This window comes from Bradyrhizobium sp. LeoB3 (assembly GCF_055456055.1).
The window spans coordinates 1-15,407 of the sequence record NZ_JBVBEF010000136.1 but is presented as its reverse complement, the minus strand read 5'-3'; the positions used below and the strand labels follow the sequence as shown (position 1 = coordinate 15,407).

Below are 15,407 nucleotides of genomic sequence, written 5' to 3'. Positions count from 1 at the left end.
CCCGGTCCATCCAGGCAACCCTCGTCGCAACATTGAGGGTGAGTCGCCTCATTTTGTGGAGGGGACATACAGTCTAGCGGACGTGACTCCGAGTTGAAATCGGCATTTGACCCTAATTAGGCATTTGGCCGGATGCGGGCCACGCCTTCAATGGCGAGTAGGAACGGCGTAGCAATGATCCGGGAACCATGCGCGGTATCGTGCGTTGCCGCGCTGCTTTTGAAGTGCACGTCCATTCCCTAGGATGCATTTCCTTGGGCGCGGTTACAGCGAGATGCCGGCGAGGGAAGCGCTAATGCGTCGGATCCGACTGGTCATAGCAGATCGACGCCCTGTCGTTCTGCAGGGTTTTGCGTCGCTGTTTGCGGCGGAGCCCGACTTCGAGCTCGTTGCGTCCTGTCTCGATGGAGCCAGCTGCCTCGAAGCAGTTCGGAATCTAGCACCCGATGTTGTGCTTGTAGAGGACGGATTTTCTGACGTGACGGCATCTGAAATGCTCGCCGTTGTCAATGCCGAAAACCTTCCTACCCGGCTTGTCTTCTACACCGCATCCGTCGCACGTGGCGACCTCGCCGCCGCAATCGCGGCCGGTGCTTGCAACGCGATTTCGATGCGCGCGAAGCCCGAAACCGTGCTGCAGTCCCTGAGGCTAGTGGCGCCGCGGCCCGACCGGGCGCAGGCAGAAAATGGGACGTTTGGTGAAGATGTGCTGGCAGTCTTGACGGTCGAAGAGCGGAAGATCATGCGTCTGGTCGCCTACGGCTTGTCGAACAAAGAAATTGCGCGCCAACTCAATGTCTCGCCTGGCACCATCAAGGCGGACCTCGATCGCATATTTCAGAAGCTTCAGATCAACAACCGGACGGAGCTCGCAGCGCTCGCCCTATCGCGCCTTTCCGGCGGAATCGGCGCGCTTGCAGCCCTGATTTTCGCAGCGCTAGACGACGTTCACGCCGCGCATCCGAACGCAGTCGGCCATACGTTTACCGATACTTTCACGGTAATGGCCGCAGACGGCACCGCCGAGGTCGTAACCATCGTTATCAATCCCAAAAAATCTGCCGGTGCTTCGAGCACCACGGCTGGAACCATGAGCAAGGCCGGCCGAGCCGAGAATTCCGCAGCGGGCACGCCGACACCGACCGGCAAACTCGTCGATTCCAGCGCCGATATTGCCGCCAGCACGAGTGCGTTGGCGGCACTCAACTCTCCAAGGCCGAGCTCGGGCAGTTATAGCGCTTTCATGATGGCGGCGGCCGCAGTCTTGATTTACGAGCTCGACATCGTCTGCAGCCCCGCGCAAGCGTTCGATCTTGGCAATAACCTTGCCGATGTCTTCGGGTCAGCTACCGCAGACGGCACCAAGGAATTGGTAAGCCTCGATAGCTCCAGCAGCACCGATGCGAACCTCGATGGTTTCGATAACCTGGCTTGGCTAAATCCCGGAATATACGATCGGTCATTTGCCTTCGAAACTCCCCGAAGCGATACCATCGCCATAGACGGCGATGAACCTCAGATTCTCGGGGCAGAAGCAAGGGAGGATAGCGGGAGCCGCCACGGCGAAGATAGCTCTCTTCACGCAAAATCAGATGATGCTATCAATCGCGGTGACACGATCTACGAAGGTTCCGCGCCCGTCAACGTCCGCGCCGGGGGCACTACCGATCACGGCGGTTTCGGCGAGACCGCAACCGAGGCGTCGCAGCATGCCGAGCATGGCACAACACCGCCAAGTGCGGGGGACGATTCCAATCGTGGTCAATCGCAGCGCGGTCTGCACGCTTCTGAAAATGGCTCCGCAGCCGCTCAGCAGCAAGCCAAACATGACGCACCGGGAGACGATTCCAATCATGGGCAATCGAATCGCGATTTGCACGCTTCTGAAGGCGGCTCCGCAGCCGCCAAGCAGCATGCCAAGCATGACGCACCGGGAGACGATTCCAATCATGGGCAATCGAATCGCGATTTGCACGCTTCTGAAGACGGCTCCGCGGCTGCCGAGCCGCACGCCAAGCATGGCGCCTCACCACTGAACGCTACCAATCCCGGCGAATCGCAGCGTGATTTGCACGCGGCGCCGGTAAACGCCTCCAACAACCCGCATTCGGAAGCGAGCCAGAACGGTGGAGGCAAGAACCAGGTTTCTATCGACGACGCCGGGCACGCAGAACCGGCAGCTGCCCCAGAGCTCGGAGATTCGTTTCATTTCAAGAATGAGATGGCAGCTTCCAAAGCTTCAGATATCTTTGAAGTACATGTGCGCCACGAACCGGATTCGATAACACTTAGCCAGCACGTTGCCGGACACGATGGACCGGCGCCGATCCAGGATGCGGCCCTGATTGATATTTCACTCGCGCGGGAAAACGTCGTTGATGGCGCAAGAGGAGCCGAGCACCATTTTACGCACGATCTAATTGTGTAGCTGTCTTCTGGTCTTGCTGCTCGCGCCGCCGACGAGATGATCGAGTAGCAGGGCTATATCCGCTCCGGGCCCATCACGAGCAACCCCGGTGCTTATCTACGTCAGCTGTCAGTGGTAAACCGCCATTGACGAGGCGCTGCAAAATCGACGCGAATGACCCGAAGGGCCGATAGCCATGGCCGGGCCAACACGGAGCCGAGGGCATGGTTGTTCTTACGGCTATTCTGCACAGAGGAACCTGATTGGCGAAGCACAGCAGAAACTATAAGCTTCCGATGTTTCATGACAGCAGAGCGGCGCATGGACCTCTTAACAAAAAGACGGGAGCTCGAAGTTAAGCTCGCGAGGTGTCGCGCGCTCTCTGACGAGTTTCGAGGCCCAGAAACGCTCAAAAACATCAGCGAATTGGCCACCGAGATTGAAGCGGAAATCCAAGAGTTGGACGAGCGAGCGCGCCTCCGTCCTGCAAAATCTTAGGGCCTCCCTCGAACCTCGGTCATCCCGGCCGTGCTCAATCTCGAGCACGCAAGCGCTCACATGGCTGCGCAAAGACGGCCTGATCGCCTATACTCACGAAGTGACTGCCGAGCTGCGCGAACAGACGATCGTATCGGACGAGGGAACAGCCGCTGTGCGAGTCTGTCGATGGGTCAGGGAGTTTGTCGTATTTGGCTCCACTGTCGCATGCACACCAATTGCCTTCGAACAGTGCGGCAAGCGGCTTATGGTGTTTACATCACCGGCCAAGGCTCGTCCGTAGGCGTCGGTGGCTGAGAAACCAATAGCGCTCCCGCCTGCATAAGCAACGGGAGAAAAGCATGCTAGATACCCATCCAAACGAACATCTGTCACTCAGCCAAATAATTGCTTAGACGCGCGAGCTTGTGCGGACGTCGGCAGAATTCTTCGCCAACCTAGCCCAGACACGTTCTTGGGCCGAAGGCGGGCGCCTGATTTGGAGCGGCAAGAGCGCCAAGCTGCTGTGGCTGCCCATATCTACGAGTGGATTAACTCGCCGGGACTGCGGCCGCCAGGGAAGTAGGCCACATCAGTTTATAGGCAGACCGGCTTATTGACCGGTCCTAATCGCGGGCCATCGCGATCACCTTGAATTCCCGATCGAGCTTGATGTCGTACTGTCCGTCCTTGCACTTGGCGACATCGATTTCAAAGTAGCCACTGCCCTCGGTTTCCTTCTCCATCTTGCCGCCCGTGCAGCCAAGCGCCTCCAAGGTAGCTTTGATTTTGTCGGCCTCCGCCGGCGTCACTGGAGTGTCAGCAAAGGCGAAGGTGCTGCTAGCAAGTACGGCAGCGAATGCCATCAACCTGTATTTCATCTGTGCGTTCTCAAAATCAGCAGGCCAAGCCACGTTAGGCCGAAACTGATCCAACCAAAAGATGTGTTTGAAGAAAGCTTTCGACTCAAAGTACGCACGGAGTTCGATGCCTGCACACGGCTGGTCTCGGCCGACCGCCTTCCTCTCTGGTTCGCACTAATGCTATGTTTTCCGCGAAGTCGGTTCTCGACGACCGCCGAGATTGAAACTCTTCCCGCCCGGTGTGGTGCGGGCGGGACTTGTGCTCGGCTCGGGAGTGCGGAAAGTGAAGGAAGCCAAGCAGTTCCGAAAACAGGCAAAAAGGGCTAAGCGGATCGCGCTGTCGCTCTCGGATGCCGAAATCTCAGAAACCTTCCTCAATCTTGCCAAGGGGTACCGCAGTCAGGCCGACGTGCTCAAGGCCAAGGAAAAGGCGAGCACGAAACAAAAGTCGGGCAAGAAGCCTCGATAGGCTATCGCGATGGGTGGTTTGGCCCATGACAAAGAGGCCGATGTGGAGCGCATATTCGCAACATGGGACACATTGATGCTTGTCTGGCTATCTTGCGTCGCTTGATAGCCAAGGGAGACGTCAGCGGCATTCCGTTGGCCGAAAGGGCCATCAATGAATTTGGGACGCGACACCCGCTCCGGCCAGGAAAAGCGATCTCCAGTGTCTCCAGCAAGACGTTCTGAAACAGCGCGATGCTGTGTTAGGCAGTCAGCGAAGCTGAGCCGATGCAGTCAACGCCTACATCGAAAAGAAGCTAGAGGGGCAGTGAGGCCACCAGTGGCGGCGAGGCCGAGCAATCTTTATCGAAGGGTAGTTCAATCGCTTGTGCTTAGCGAGGACGCCACTATGGCTTCCTCGACTTCCTTGACCAAGGCTCGGTGATGTTCGGCGAGCCTGGCAAACAGCGCCTTCTTGGTCCCATTGGTCGCTAGCTTGCTAATCAATTCGCACTCTTCGGCTTCATTTCGAAGCTTCTCCAAGTGCGCCTGCATGTCTTTCATCGGTCAAAGCTCATTTCGGCGGGCCCAAACTGAGGGCCTCGTTTAACTCGGCAGCCTGTTCCGCTTGGGCCGCTTGCCTGAGTAGCTTCTGGGCTAAGCTGACCAGCCGCGCCTGGAGTGAAGTGGTTTGCTTGGCTCGATTGCGTTTGCGTTTCATGCCCCGTGGTTTAGTCCCACGGCCACCAAGCTTCATTGATCTACGTTAGTCCATGCTGCTGGCTAATCCCAAAGGCGAAGTCGAGTAGCGCTGTACGGCTCAACGGAAACGGCCCCAGCTTGTGACAGCTGGGGCCGCCAACCACACGGCTGGTTTCCTCGGGCCGGGGGCTTAGGGGCAGTCGGACCGGAGGCCAAGATTGGATGATAGCGACAGGTTTCGTTCCTGGCTTGTCAAAGATGGCGCGGCACTATGTGCACTGTTATCAGTCGGAGCGTGCTCTACAGGAGAAATGCAACCTATAGCCGATCGCCTACGTCCCCAGCCCCGGCTCGGCGGAGAGGGAGCGACGCCCCGGCGTTAGCGGCCCGTCGGGCAAATGGAAGCGCGTGCGATTGGCGGCGATCACCGCTTTCTTCTCCTATTCGTGAGGACGACGCGCTTTCGGGAGCCGGAGCGATCGATAAGTGGGGTTACGCTGCGCGATGGCGCTTCTGCATTGCGGCAATAGCCTCCATCTCTCCGACTAGTCCCGAGCTGCGGATGTCAGCTGCGATAGCGTCACCGAGCCGGCGCGCAGCTAGCCGAAAATCTGGCTCCAGTATCAGCCGCGCAGCTGCCGAAGCGATCTCCTCTGCCGAAGCAGCCGGGGGCAGCCGTAGGCCAGCGCCCTTGGCCTCCACGCGGACGGCATTGTCGCCCTGATCGCGACCCATCGGGAGCACCAGCAGAGGAACGCCGTTGACGAGCGCGCGGTTGACAGTGCCGTGACCTCCCTGGCTGATGACGAGCGAAACTTCCTGCATTACCGCATCGTGCGGTGCACTTCGAAGCAAATGCACATTCTCCGGGGTCTCAAGGCTATTGACGTCCAGGTTCGGACCGGCAGTCGCAACGGCCTCGACGTCAAGCTGACCCATCGCATGAATGATCTTCTGCACCAGCTCGCCCTGTCCCTGAGCGCCGGTGCTGCCGGTGATCAGCACACGCGGCCGATCCGTCGACCAGGGCGCGCGCCACGACCCGCACCAACTCGGCTGATCGAGCAGCGGACCGACGTAGCGCAGATTGGCGGGCAACCAGTCGGCCTGGAAATCGAATGCACGGCTGATCGCGAGCAACACGCGCGTCGCCCTGTCGAATAGGTCGAGGACATGGGAAAGGCCTGGCACGCCCATCCGCGCACAGGCGGCGTTGAAGCTCGGCAGGAAGCTGTCGAAAAGCGCCATCATCTCCTGAGCGGCGGCGTCGACGTCAGCTCGCTGCTGCTCCGTCTGCGGCGCCGCGAGGCCACTGGCGGCGGGCGGCACCCCGGCGAGCGGCCGAAGGCTGACATGCGGCGAGAGCAGGGCGATGGGCACGCCCGCGGCTTCTGCGCCGAGCACTGCGCCAAGCAACAAATCAATGCTGAGCACGGCATCTGTCGCGGCTCTGCTTATTTCGTCCTTGATGTCAGCCGCATAGTCGTGCGCTGGATCCGCCATGGTGCGGCGAAACATATCACGCAGGCCGGAGACGTCCGCGGGGTCCGCGGCTCGTCCGGTCGGCGCACGGCGCCAGGTGACAAAGTCGAAGTCAGCGGCCAAGACTTCGTCACGCATCGCCGGGTCCGCCATCACCCTGACGTTATGTCCGCACTGCCGCAACTGACGACCGGCGGTCAGCAGGGGATTGAGATTGCCGGAAGTACCCCACGATACCAGAAGAAAATCATACGACACGGTGCATCGTCTCCTTCATTGCCAGACCACTCCCAGGCCGGGGCGAGGTGGTGGTAGTGGGTAGCCCTTGACCGGCCGCATCGCGTGGACGAGATCGCCAATCTCGGCCGGCTTCGCTACCTCAGCATTTCGGAGGTGAAGGGATTGGTTACGACTGTAATGGCGCGCGAGGACGTGAACGCGTCCGGCCCTCCCCGCCTCACAGCGGAGTTGCAGTTCTGTGTTGCCGGCGCATTCCGCCAATCTCGCTTCTGCCAACTGGGCGGGCGGCACGCCAGTGATGCTTACGCTGTCGCCGCGGCGTCGAACCCATCGCGGGCCGACTAGGCCATACCGCTGAGACTTCAGTCGCAGCGTAAGTCTCACGGCGCAATCCTGCTGCCACAACGGGAACGCACTGGAACCGTCCAATTCGGTCATTCCGAACCACCTTACGATCGACGAGGTTCTGACCAACCTAGTGGCGACTTCACCCGTACGCGGCGCGCGTCGGCAAAGCTTCCAGCAAATTGCAATTCGGCGCATGCCCGCGCCATAAGAACCGCTGCTCGTCAGCGGTGGGTCGAACCCGCGAATCTCCCCGCGGTTATCTGCAGGAAAACGTTGGCCCGGCTGCTCCAGAAAGGAGTGGCCGGGCCTTTGTTCGTTTCAGAGTCCCGGGTTGCGCGACCTGGTCGAACGCGAACTGTCTTCGGGTAGACCGGACATCCGGCCGGACCGGCAGGTCGCAAAGGGGACAAGTCCGGACTCTCAACCGCACTTACATTGTTGCTAAATAGCACTTATACTGGGCCGCCCTGAGGGGCTGCCTCGATGCCGCAGATTTCTGTGAATGGCCTCGACGCCTATTATCGCGATGAAGGTACGGGCGTCCCGGTGGTGCTCGGGCATGGCTCCGCTGCCTCAAGCGGACAATGGCGAGCCCTCATCAAGCGAATGTCGGGCCGCCATCGCTTGGTCGCGCCTGATCACATCGGATACGGACGTACAGCGGCGTACTCGGGCGACATTCCACTAATGAAGCACGAGATTGCGATCGTGGAAGCGCTCGTGCGCCTGATCTCGCAGCCGGTTCATATGGTCGGTCACTCGTTCGGAGCCTCCGTTCTAGCCCGGGTAGCCGTCCGAATGCCGGAACAGGTGCGAAGCCTAACACTGGTCGAGCCAAGCCTCTTCTACCTGCTGGCCGCGGCAGGAAGGCTATCCGAGCATGCCGAAATCAAGGCTATTGCAGATCGCGTACTTCGCCACATTGGTGAGAACGATGCTGACGAAGCCGCGCGTAGCTTCATCGAGTATTGGGTTGGCCTCGGTGCGTATGACGCGATGGACGCTAGGCAGCGCGAGGCGGTGAGGGCAAGTATAGCCAAGCTTCCCGTCGAATGGCCGACGGGATTCGAGCCATACGGAGCAACGGTCGAGGCACTCTCTGGATTGAAGATGCCTATCCAATTGATCGGCGGTTCACAGACGACACCCGCCGCACGGGCCGTCATAGACGTGCTGCGCGGCCTGTGGCCAAGAGCGGCGTATGCCGAGATCGAAGGTGCAGGCCATATGGGTCCGTTGACGCACGCCGATACAGTCAACGAGATTATAGACGCATTCATCGGCCGGGTGACGGGATCAATGTCAACGACGGACGTGTAGACATCTACACTGGTCGGAACTTCGGCTAATGGAACGGTCCGGCCGTGCTCCGATGCTGCCGGAGGCGCGGTGCGGGCTCGAAAATAAATTCATAGAGCATGTCGTTTTGGCGGTCCGCCGTTCGACTGGGTGTTGGCGGAGCCACTTCGGCTGTGGCTGGAGCTCACAATGTGACTGATTAGCTGTCAGATCAATGATCTCACGGAGATTGGCAATGACGATCTCGCATCGATTTATCGAGACAAATGGCATTCGAATGCACCTGGCCGAAGCAGGGAGCGGCCCCGCCGTGCTTCTCTGCCATGGCTTTCCGGAGTGCTGGTATTCGTGGCGGCACCAATTGGAAGCGCTCGCCGCCGCCGGATATCGCGCCATCGCGCCCGACATGCGTGGTTACGGGCAGACGGACAAACCGGATGCGATCGATCAATACACTCTATTGCATTTGACCGGAGACATGGTCGGACTACTCGACGCGATCGGCACGGATCAAGCAGTCGTTGTCGGACATGATTGGGGAGCGCCGGTCGCTTGGCGCTGCGCGCTGTTCAGACCGGATCGATTTAGGGCCGTCGTTGGCTTGAGCGTGCCGTTTCAGGTGCGTGGTCCCAACCGACCAAGCACCGTCATGCCGCGGACCGAAAAGCAACGCTTCTATCAACTGTATTTCCAGGCGCCGGGCGTTGCCGAGGCAGAACTCGAAAAAGACGTCCACAACGCAATCAAGACAACATTGTTTGCTCTATCCGGCGATGCGCCGGTTGAAGATCCTGCGTCGCTCGCGATGCTTCCTAGTGAGGGGGGTTGGCTTGATGGTAAGCCTACAACCCAATCATTGCCGACGTGGCTCACGGACAAAGACATCGAATTTTACGTCGAGGAGTTCAAGCGCACCAGCTTTGGAGGAGGTCTGAATTGGTATCGCAACATTGATCGAAATTGGGAACTGCTCGCACCATGGTCTGGCGCAAAGGTTCAGGTCCCGGCACTCTATGTCGTTGGCGATCGAGACGGGGTTTACAGATCGCCGAATTGGAACCATCTCATCCCTAGCCTGAAACAGTTCGTGCCCTTGCTTCGCGAGACAATAGTCTTGAAAGGTTGCGGTCATTGGACTCAGCAAGAGCGCGCCAAAGAAGTAAACAATGCGCTCCTGGAATTCCTGAAACAGAACTGATGCACTTAGTCCGTTGATGGCGCGCACGCGAAGTCGCGGCATGTCCGCTGTCACGTCGGTTACCGGGTGACGAGCGGTCCTGTTCTGCTCAATTGGAGTTTTGCGGCTCGTGACCCTGAACGGACATGCTGTCGGCATATCCTAGCGCTGTTTCAGTGCGGACCGATTATTGTCCAATTGATTTTAAAGGTAAATTTTCATGACCTTCACAGGCTCGACCTCGGATCGCTTCTCCGTCCGGAAATCTAAGCTGACCTCGCCGGCGTGGGCTGGCGTCATACCGCACCATTGCTGCGGAGGATGGAAGCCAAAGGGTTGGTCACGCCGGGTTCAATCATTGTTGACTTGAAATAAGGGGATATCCCCTCTAAATGCCCTCAAACGCGATATGGGGATATCCCCGTAAACCATAACTGAGGGCAAATCGGCGAGCCGGCTCAAGTAAACCGGGCGTGCATGATGGAGAACGATACGTGAAACGCTCATTTCGCTCGGAAAGCCCGTGCATCGTGGCCGCGATGCGTGCAGCCACTCGCCGACTGACGCAGCTGTATGATGAAGCGATGGCGCCAACTGGCTTGCGCGTCACTCAATTTCACGTTCTCTCGGAGCTTGAACGACGATCAGCTGATCCACCAACCGTTGGTGACCTGGCTGAGATCCTGACCATGGAGCGGTCCGCGCTCGGTCAAACACTTCGACCGCTTGTACGCGACGGTTTCATCGACTTGGGCCAAGACGAGCGGGATGGGCGCCGTCGGCCCATCAAGTTGACGAAGGCCGGCAAAGATAAAGTGGTCCGCGGACGGCGCTATTGGGCCGGCGCGCATGAAAACTTCAAGCATTTCTTCGGGGACAATCAATTGGTTGGCTTGCGGAAGACTCTGCGCGACATCGCCGAGAGCGCGCAACTTCCTGAAGCTTTTCAGTAGATCAATATGGCATCCGGGAGAAAGTCATGATCGAGCCGATCACCGTAGAGCATATCACCTTGTCAGCTACCGGAGCTTCCAGGACGTTGTTCGTGCCTTCGAGGAACAAGTCGGAACGCTTGAAGAATTAGGTTGGCCAGCAATACCTGCAGCTTCATGTGATCAGGATGATTTCGAACGTCGAGTTCGTGAAGTGCTGGGCCCCAGCGGCTTCACACGTTTCCTGACAAACGATCACGGTGAGTGGGTCAGCAAGCAAGAGCGCCCGACCTGGTTTTTGATGTACACGATCGGAAACCCGCTGATCGCGATCACAATGATGCGGCATGACATCGAGGCGGGCCTCGATGTGCCGGTCAGACTGGCGATCTATGAGCATTCTGACGGGAAGACGAGGTTTGTGCTCAACAAGCCATCAAGCCTCATGAGCGGGCTTCGGAACGTGGCGGTCCAAGATGCAGCTTATAAGCTTGATGCGAAATTGATGGCGCTCGGCGAAGCCGTGACAGGCGTAAGAGCATAATTTCCGAAAGAAGCCGAGACGTGGATACGCATCGGAAGCCGCACGGCGATGAACCTCTTGAGCCCGACAGTGGGGTACGAGAAGGCTTGATAATGGGTCACAGTGGCTCGGAAGCGCCGCTGCATAACGAAGCTAAGCAGTTCTTGACGCCAATCTGGGTCATCTTCGGACTTTCGATGGGCCCAGCGATTGCGCTTGGGCTCGCTCGGTTCGCTTACGCGCTGTTGCTTCCATCGATGAAAGCTGATCTTGGCTGGAGTTTTGCCGACGCAGGCGCCATGAATACCGCCAACGCGGCTGGATATCTTATCGGGGCCCTCGTAGCTGCCCCTTTTGGTCGTCGCACGAGCGACAAGGCCGCATTTTCCCTGGGCCTTTTCCTGACATCCGCAGCCATAGCCGGGGCCGGTCTCACCGCTGACTTTACGAGCCTGCTTCTCTTGAGAGCCGCCTCTGGACTTGCAGGAGCTGTGTCTTTTGTCGCCGGCGCAGGACTCACATCTGCGGCAGCCTCAGGAGGGTCTCGATCGCGCGCGCCGACGATGTTGGGCATCTACTTTGCCGGGGCGGGTATCGGCATTACGGCCTCGGCCCTCGCAGTCCCTCCGCTTCTTTCCGGCATAGGCTGGCGGGGCGGGTGGTTGGCTCTTGGCGCATTAGGCTTAGCTGCGACCATTTGCGGGTCACTGGTTCTAAGTCGCACACCCGAACCTTCCTATAAGGTTCATACCTCCCCTGGCGGCTGGTCGGCCCGCTTCATGGCACGCAAACTACTATCATACGGGCTATTCGGCGCCGGATACATCACCTATGCCACATTTATCATTGCGCACTTGCGCACCAATGAAGGTTTCGATAGCGGATCGATTACCGCATTCTGGGCGATCTTAGGTCTAGCCGCCGTTGTCGCCGCGTTCGCGTGGGGCCCCATACTCGCTCGCCTGAAAGGTGGCTGGGGAGCAAGCGCAACAATCGCGACGGTCGCGGCCGGGGCGGCCTTGCCGCTGATCTGGCACGGACCAGCAAGCGCCTATCTCTCCTCCATCCTTTTTGGAGGGTCAGTACTCGCGGTCATCGCCGCAGTCACCTCATTCGTGCGGAAGGCGGCGAAACCGCACGCTTGGACAGCAGCGATCGCAGCACTGACCATTGCGTTCGGGACTGGGCAATGCATCGGCCCACTCCTCAGCGGTGCTTTGTCCGATGGACCGAACGGCGTTCGTGCCGGTCTCTGGTTGTCCGTCGGCATCCTCACTGTAGCGAGCGTCGTCGCGGCTTTCCAACCCGAACCGGCGGGCGATTGATCATCGGCGTTCCAGCCGGGAGACGGAACGCAGCCGGCAAGTGAATCGAGTGAACCGAGTGAACGTAGGAAGAGGATGATGACCGATAATATCATTCAGATAGACGCCAGCCGCATTGCGGAACTCGTTGCCAATCGGGAGCTATCGCCGGTGGAGGTCATGAAGGCCCATCTCGATCGTATTGCCGAGATCAATCCCAAGGTAAACGCCATTGTGACGATGGCTGATGGCGCACTGGACGCTGCAAGAAAAGCCGAGGCAGCGGTCAAGTCGGACGCTCGATTGGGTCCTCTCCATGGCGTTCCGTTCACGGTCAAAGATGGAATCGACACGGCGGGCGTGCTGACACAGCGCGGTTCGCCCATTTTCAAAGGGCGTGTGCCCGATACCGATGCCACCGTCGTAGCCAGGCTGAAGGCCGCCGGCGCCATCTTAATCGCAAAGACGAACCCGCCGGAATTTTCTTACTCGATCGAAACGGATAATTTCCTGACGGGCCGAACGAACAACCCCTGGAACCTCGACTGCACCCCGGGTGGATCGAGCGGTGGTGAATCCGCCGCCATCGCGGCTGGCATGTCGCCACTCGGCGTGGGCAGTGATCTCTCGATCTCATTGCGCGGCCCGGCGGCGCATACCGGTATCGTTGGATTTAAAGCTACTCACGGTCGAATGCCGATGACAGGTCACTGGCCCCGTGTGCCACGTCGCTTCTGGCACATCGGCCCGATGGCCCGTTCGGTTCGCGATGTGGCGCTCGCTTATTCTTTGATGGCGGGACCCGACGGTGCCGACGGCTTCTCAATCAGCCCGCTCGGCTTCGATACAGGGGTGGGCACGACATCGCCCCATCAGGTTCGTGTGGGCTGGTTAGCCTCTCCGGGCTTCTTCGGACCAACCGATCCAGAGGTTATCGCGACCGTGAAGGCAGCCGCTCATGCGCTGAGCAATGCCGGCTGCCAGGTTGAGGAAGTCCGGTTGCCCGTGCTGGAGCAGACCGATGCCAACAGCATCCTCTGGCAACTCCAACAGATGGAAGCCCGGCCTGAGTTCGAGAAGGTTACCGCCGGCCACGAGGCCCAGATCTTCAGGCATGCCAAATTGATCCTTGACACACCTGACACGCCCATAGGCGACTTCGTCGCCGCCGAACAGGCGGTGGAGCGCCTCCGCGACCGCTTCGTCGACTATTTCCAGCGATATGATGCGCTGCTCTGCCCGGTGACCCCGTTCCCCGCGACCAAGCATGGCCTCGCTGACCTCGTGATTGATGGCGAAACGGTTTCCCCGTTCCACGTGATGAGCGCGACATCACCGTTCAGCCTGACCGGCATGCCGGCCCTGTCGATGCGGTTCGGAACAAGCCACGACGGTCTTCCGATCGGCGTACAAATCGCCTCCGCCTGGTTCGCGGAATCGACCGCGCTTAAGGTTGCCTCGCTCCTCGAGGAAGTGAGCCCCGTCCGCAACCTTCACCCCGCCATCTAACGCTACAGGGTCGGGATCTTCCCGCCCCCGTCAATTCCTCATGAAATCTATTGAGCTCAGAAGCCAATCGAGGACTTAATTAATGCGTGCCATCACGACGAATTTCGAAACGACCGAATTTGCTGGTCTCACGACCAAAATTGTCAATCCGGACGAAAGCTCGTTCACGGTGCTGGATATGACCATCAAGCCGGGCTTCGGCGCGCCGGCCCACATCTCCGAGGGCGAAGACAAGCTGTTTATCGTCCTGGAGGGCCAATTGAAGTACCTCGTGGGAGATCAGACTGAGGTCGCGGCACCCGGTGCGCGTGTTCTCGTGCCCAAAGGGGTTGTTCACGGATTCACCAACGCGGGAGCGGCCGACGCGAGGCACATCCTGGTCTCCTCGCCGCGCCGCCACGAGGAGTTCTTCCGTGATCTCCACAATATCCCGGATCCGCGCGAGCAGCATATGGACATGCTGCCGACGATCGCAGCGCGCAATGGTCAACAGATTGTTGGACCTCTTCCGTAACGCTGTAATTGCGCGCTTCCGCACCTGCATCCGCATCTTACCGAGATGGCAATGTCCCAAATATTTACCGAGCTATCACACCAAACTGAGAGCCGCTGACAATGATTAGATTCTCCGGAGTTATCTCCGCCAAGACGCGCCGACTGTGGCGCAGAATTGCCCTGTTCGGCAGCCTGCAATGTCTGGCCGTCGGATTGCTGGCATCGTTTACTTCAACGGCCTGTGCGCAGCAGCAAACGGACGTCACCATTAAGCAATTGCTCTCGACGACGACTACGTCTGGTGGGCAAAAGATCGTATTGCCCCAAAAGGATGCGGAACTGGTAGCGTCTATCTTCGAAATCCCCCGAGGGGCGAACCTTCCAGAGCACGAGCATCCGTATCCACGATACGGTTACATCTTGTCGGGAAGTTTGCGCGTGACGGACACCGAAACCGGTCAAAGCAAGACGTATCGGTCAGGAGACTTTGTGTTGGAGTCGGTGGGGCGTTGGCACACTGGCGCCAATGCAGGAGAGGAGCCGACAAGGCTGCTCGTTATCGACATCGTCGAGAAGGGACACACGAACACGGTGCTCAAGTAGCGGCAGAATAGGTAACGCTGAAAGGCGGCGCGGTGTGGGCGCGCATCGGTTGCCACGTAGGCATGTCCGTTTGTGGCCGATTCCGTTGAAAAAGGCGGCTGTTGCGGCGCAGAGATATCAGTGATTCAGTCTGTCTAATTGGCAGGACTGAAGGTCATGATGGGGCATCGGCAAGTCGAACAGGCTGCGCTGTTCTATGAGTTCTCACTCGAAAGGCATATTCCGGCCGACCACCTGCTCCGGTCGATCGATAGGTTCGTGGAGCTCGAAGACCTGCGGCGGGAGCTGACGCCGTTCTACAGCAACATCGGACGACCATCGATCGATCCGGAGCTGATGATCAGGATGCTCCTAATCGGCTATTGCTTCGGCATACGATCGGAACGACGCCTCTGTGACGAAGTCCACCTCAATCTGGCATACCGCTGGTTTTGCCGGCTGGGTCTGGACGGTGCTGTCCCTGATCACTCGACGTTCTCCAAAAACAGGCATGGCCGATTCCGAGAGAGCGATCTTTTCCGTCGCGTGTTCGAGACTGTCTTGCGCCGCTGCATGCGGGAGCGCCTGGTTGGCGGCGAAGGGTTCGCAGTTGATGCGAG

The 15,407-nt window shown here is 59.0% G+C and carries 14 protein-coding genes; 11 read left to right on the top strand and 3 right to left on the bottom strand.

The window, feature by feature from the left end; all coding sequences use genetic code 11:
* The first annotated feature begins 478 nt into the window (after positions 1 to 478).
* Entirely contained in the window at positions 479 to 2,428 is a 1,950-nt protein-coding gene (locus tag ACZXDY_RS41270) for a response regulator transcription factor (RefSeq protein ID WP_464349437.1), read from the top strand.
* Positions 2,429 to 3,510: 1,082 nt separating this feature from the next.
* Here the strand turns inward: ACZXDY_RS41270 and ACZXDY_RS41265 are convergent.
* Positions 3,511 to 3,750 (bottom strand): hypothetical protein, encoded by a 240-nt coding sequence (locus ACZXDY_RS41265; RefSeq protein WP_464349436.1) that lies wholly within the window; start codon positions 3,748 to 3,750, stop codon positions 3,511 to 3,513.
* 280 nt (positions 3,751 to 4,030) lie between these two features.
* Here ACZXDY_RS41265 and ACZXDY_RS41260 point away from each other — a divergent pair, with 280 nt between their 5' ends.
* Positions 4,031 to 4,216, top strand: coding sequence for a hypothetical protein (locus ACZXDY_RS41260; RefSeq protein WP_464349435.1), 186 nt, complete (start codon positions 4,031 to 4,033; stop codon positions 4,214 to 4,216).
* A 356-nt stretch (positions 4,217 to 4,572) separates the two neighbouring features.
* Here the strand turns inward: ACZXDY_RS41260 and ACZXDY_RS41255 are convergent, their stop codons facing one another.
* Positions 4,573 to 4,758, bottom strand: a complete 186-nt coding sequence (locus ACZXDY_RS41255) for a hypothetical protein (RefSeq protein ID WP_464349434.1) — start codon at positions 4,756 to 4,758, stop codon at positions 4,573 to 4,575.
* 630 nt (positions 4,759 to 5,388) lie between these two features.
* On the bottom strand, positions 5,389 to 6,636 hold the full coding sequence (locus ACZXDY_RS41250) for a glycosyltransferase (RefSeq protein ID WP_464349433.1): 1,248 nt from the start codon (positions 6,634 to 6,636) through the stop codon (positions 5,389 to 5,391).
* A gap of 813 nt (positions 6,637 to 7,449) precedes the next feature.
* On the opposite strand from ACZXDY_RS41250, the gene ACZXDY_RS41245 reads away from it, so the two are divergent.
* The 9 genes from ACZXDY_RS41245 to ACZXDY_RS41205 form a co-directional block, all read left to right on the top strand.
* The gene (locus ACZXDY_RS41245) at positions 7,450 to 8,286 is read left to right on the top strand and encodes an alpha/beta fold hydrolase (RefSeq protein ID WP_464349432.1); all 837 of its coding nucleotides are present in this window, start codon (positions 7,450 to 7,452) and stop codon (positions 8,284 to 8,286) included.
* A 214-nt stretch (positions 8,287 to 8,500) separates the two neighbouring features.
* On the top strand, positions 8,501 to 9,463 hold the full coding sequence (locus tag ACZXDY_RS41240; protein ID WP_464349431.1) for an alpha/beta fold hydrolase: 963 nt from the start codon (positions 8,501 to 8,503) through the stop codon (positions 9,461 to 9,463).
* A 473-nt stretch (positions 9,464 to 9,936) separates the two neighbouring features.
* Positions 9,937 to 10,395, top strand: coding sequence for a MarR family winged helix-turn-helix transcriptional regulator (locus tag ACZXDY_RS41235; protein ID WP_464349430.1), 459 nt, complete (start codon positions 9,937 to 9,939; stop codon positions 10,393 to 10,395).
* A 193-nt stretch (positions 10,396 to 10,588) separates the two neighbouring features.
* Complete coding sequence (locus ACZXDY_RS41230) at positions 10,589 to 10,918, top strand: DUF302 domain-containing protein (RefSeq protein ID WP_464349429.1); 330 nt, start codon at positions 10,589 to 10,591, stop codon at positions 10,916 to 10,918.
* A gap of 92 nt (positions 10,919 to 11,010) precedes the next feature.
* Positions 11,011 to 12,222, top strand: coding sequence for a YbfB/YjiJ family MFS transporter (locus tag ACZXDY_RS41225; protein WP_464349428.1), 1,212 nt, complete (start codon positions 11,011 to 11,013; stop codon positions 12,220 to 12,222).
* Between the two features lie 78 nt (positions 12,223 to 12,300).
* Entirely contained in the window at positions 12,301 to 13,710 is a 1,410-nt protein-coding gene (locus ACZXDY_RS41220; RefSeq protein ID WP_464349427.1) for an amidase, read from the top strand.
* An 82-nt stretch (positions 13,711 to 13,792) separates the two neighbouring features.
* On the top strand, positions 13,793 to 14,224 hold the full coding sequence (locus ACZXDY_RS41215; protein WP_464349426.1) for a cupin domain-containing protein: 432 nt from the start codon (positions 13,793 to 13,795) through the stop codon (positions 14,222 to 14,224).
* Positions 14,225 to 14,325: 101 nt separating this feature from the next.
* Complete coding sequence (locus ACZXDY_RS41210) at positions 14,326 to 14,808, top strand: cupin domain-containing protein (RefSeq protein ID WP_464349425.1); 483 nt, start codon at positions 14,326 to 14,328, stop codon at positions 14,806 to 14,808.
* 156 nt (positions 14,809 to 14,964) lie between these two features.
* Positions 14,965 to 15,407, top strand: a 443-nt coding sequence (locus tag ACZXDY_RS41205; protein ID WP_464349424.1) for a transposase, incomplete at its 3' end; no start/stop codon positions are given.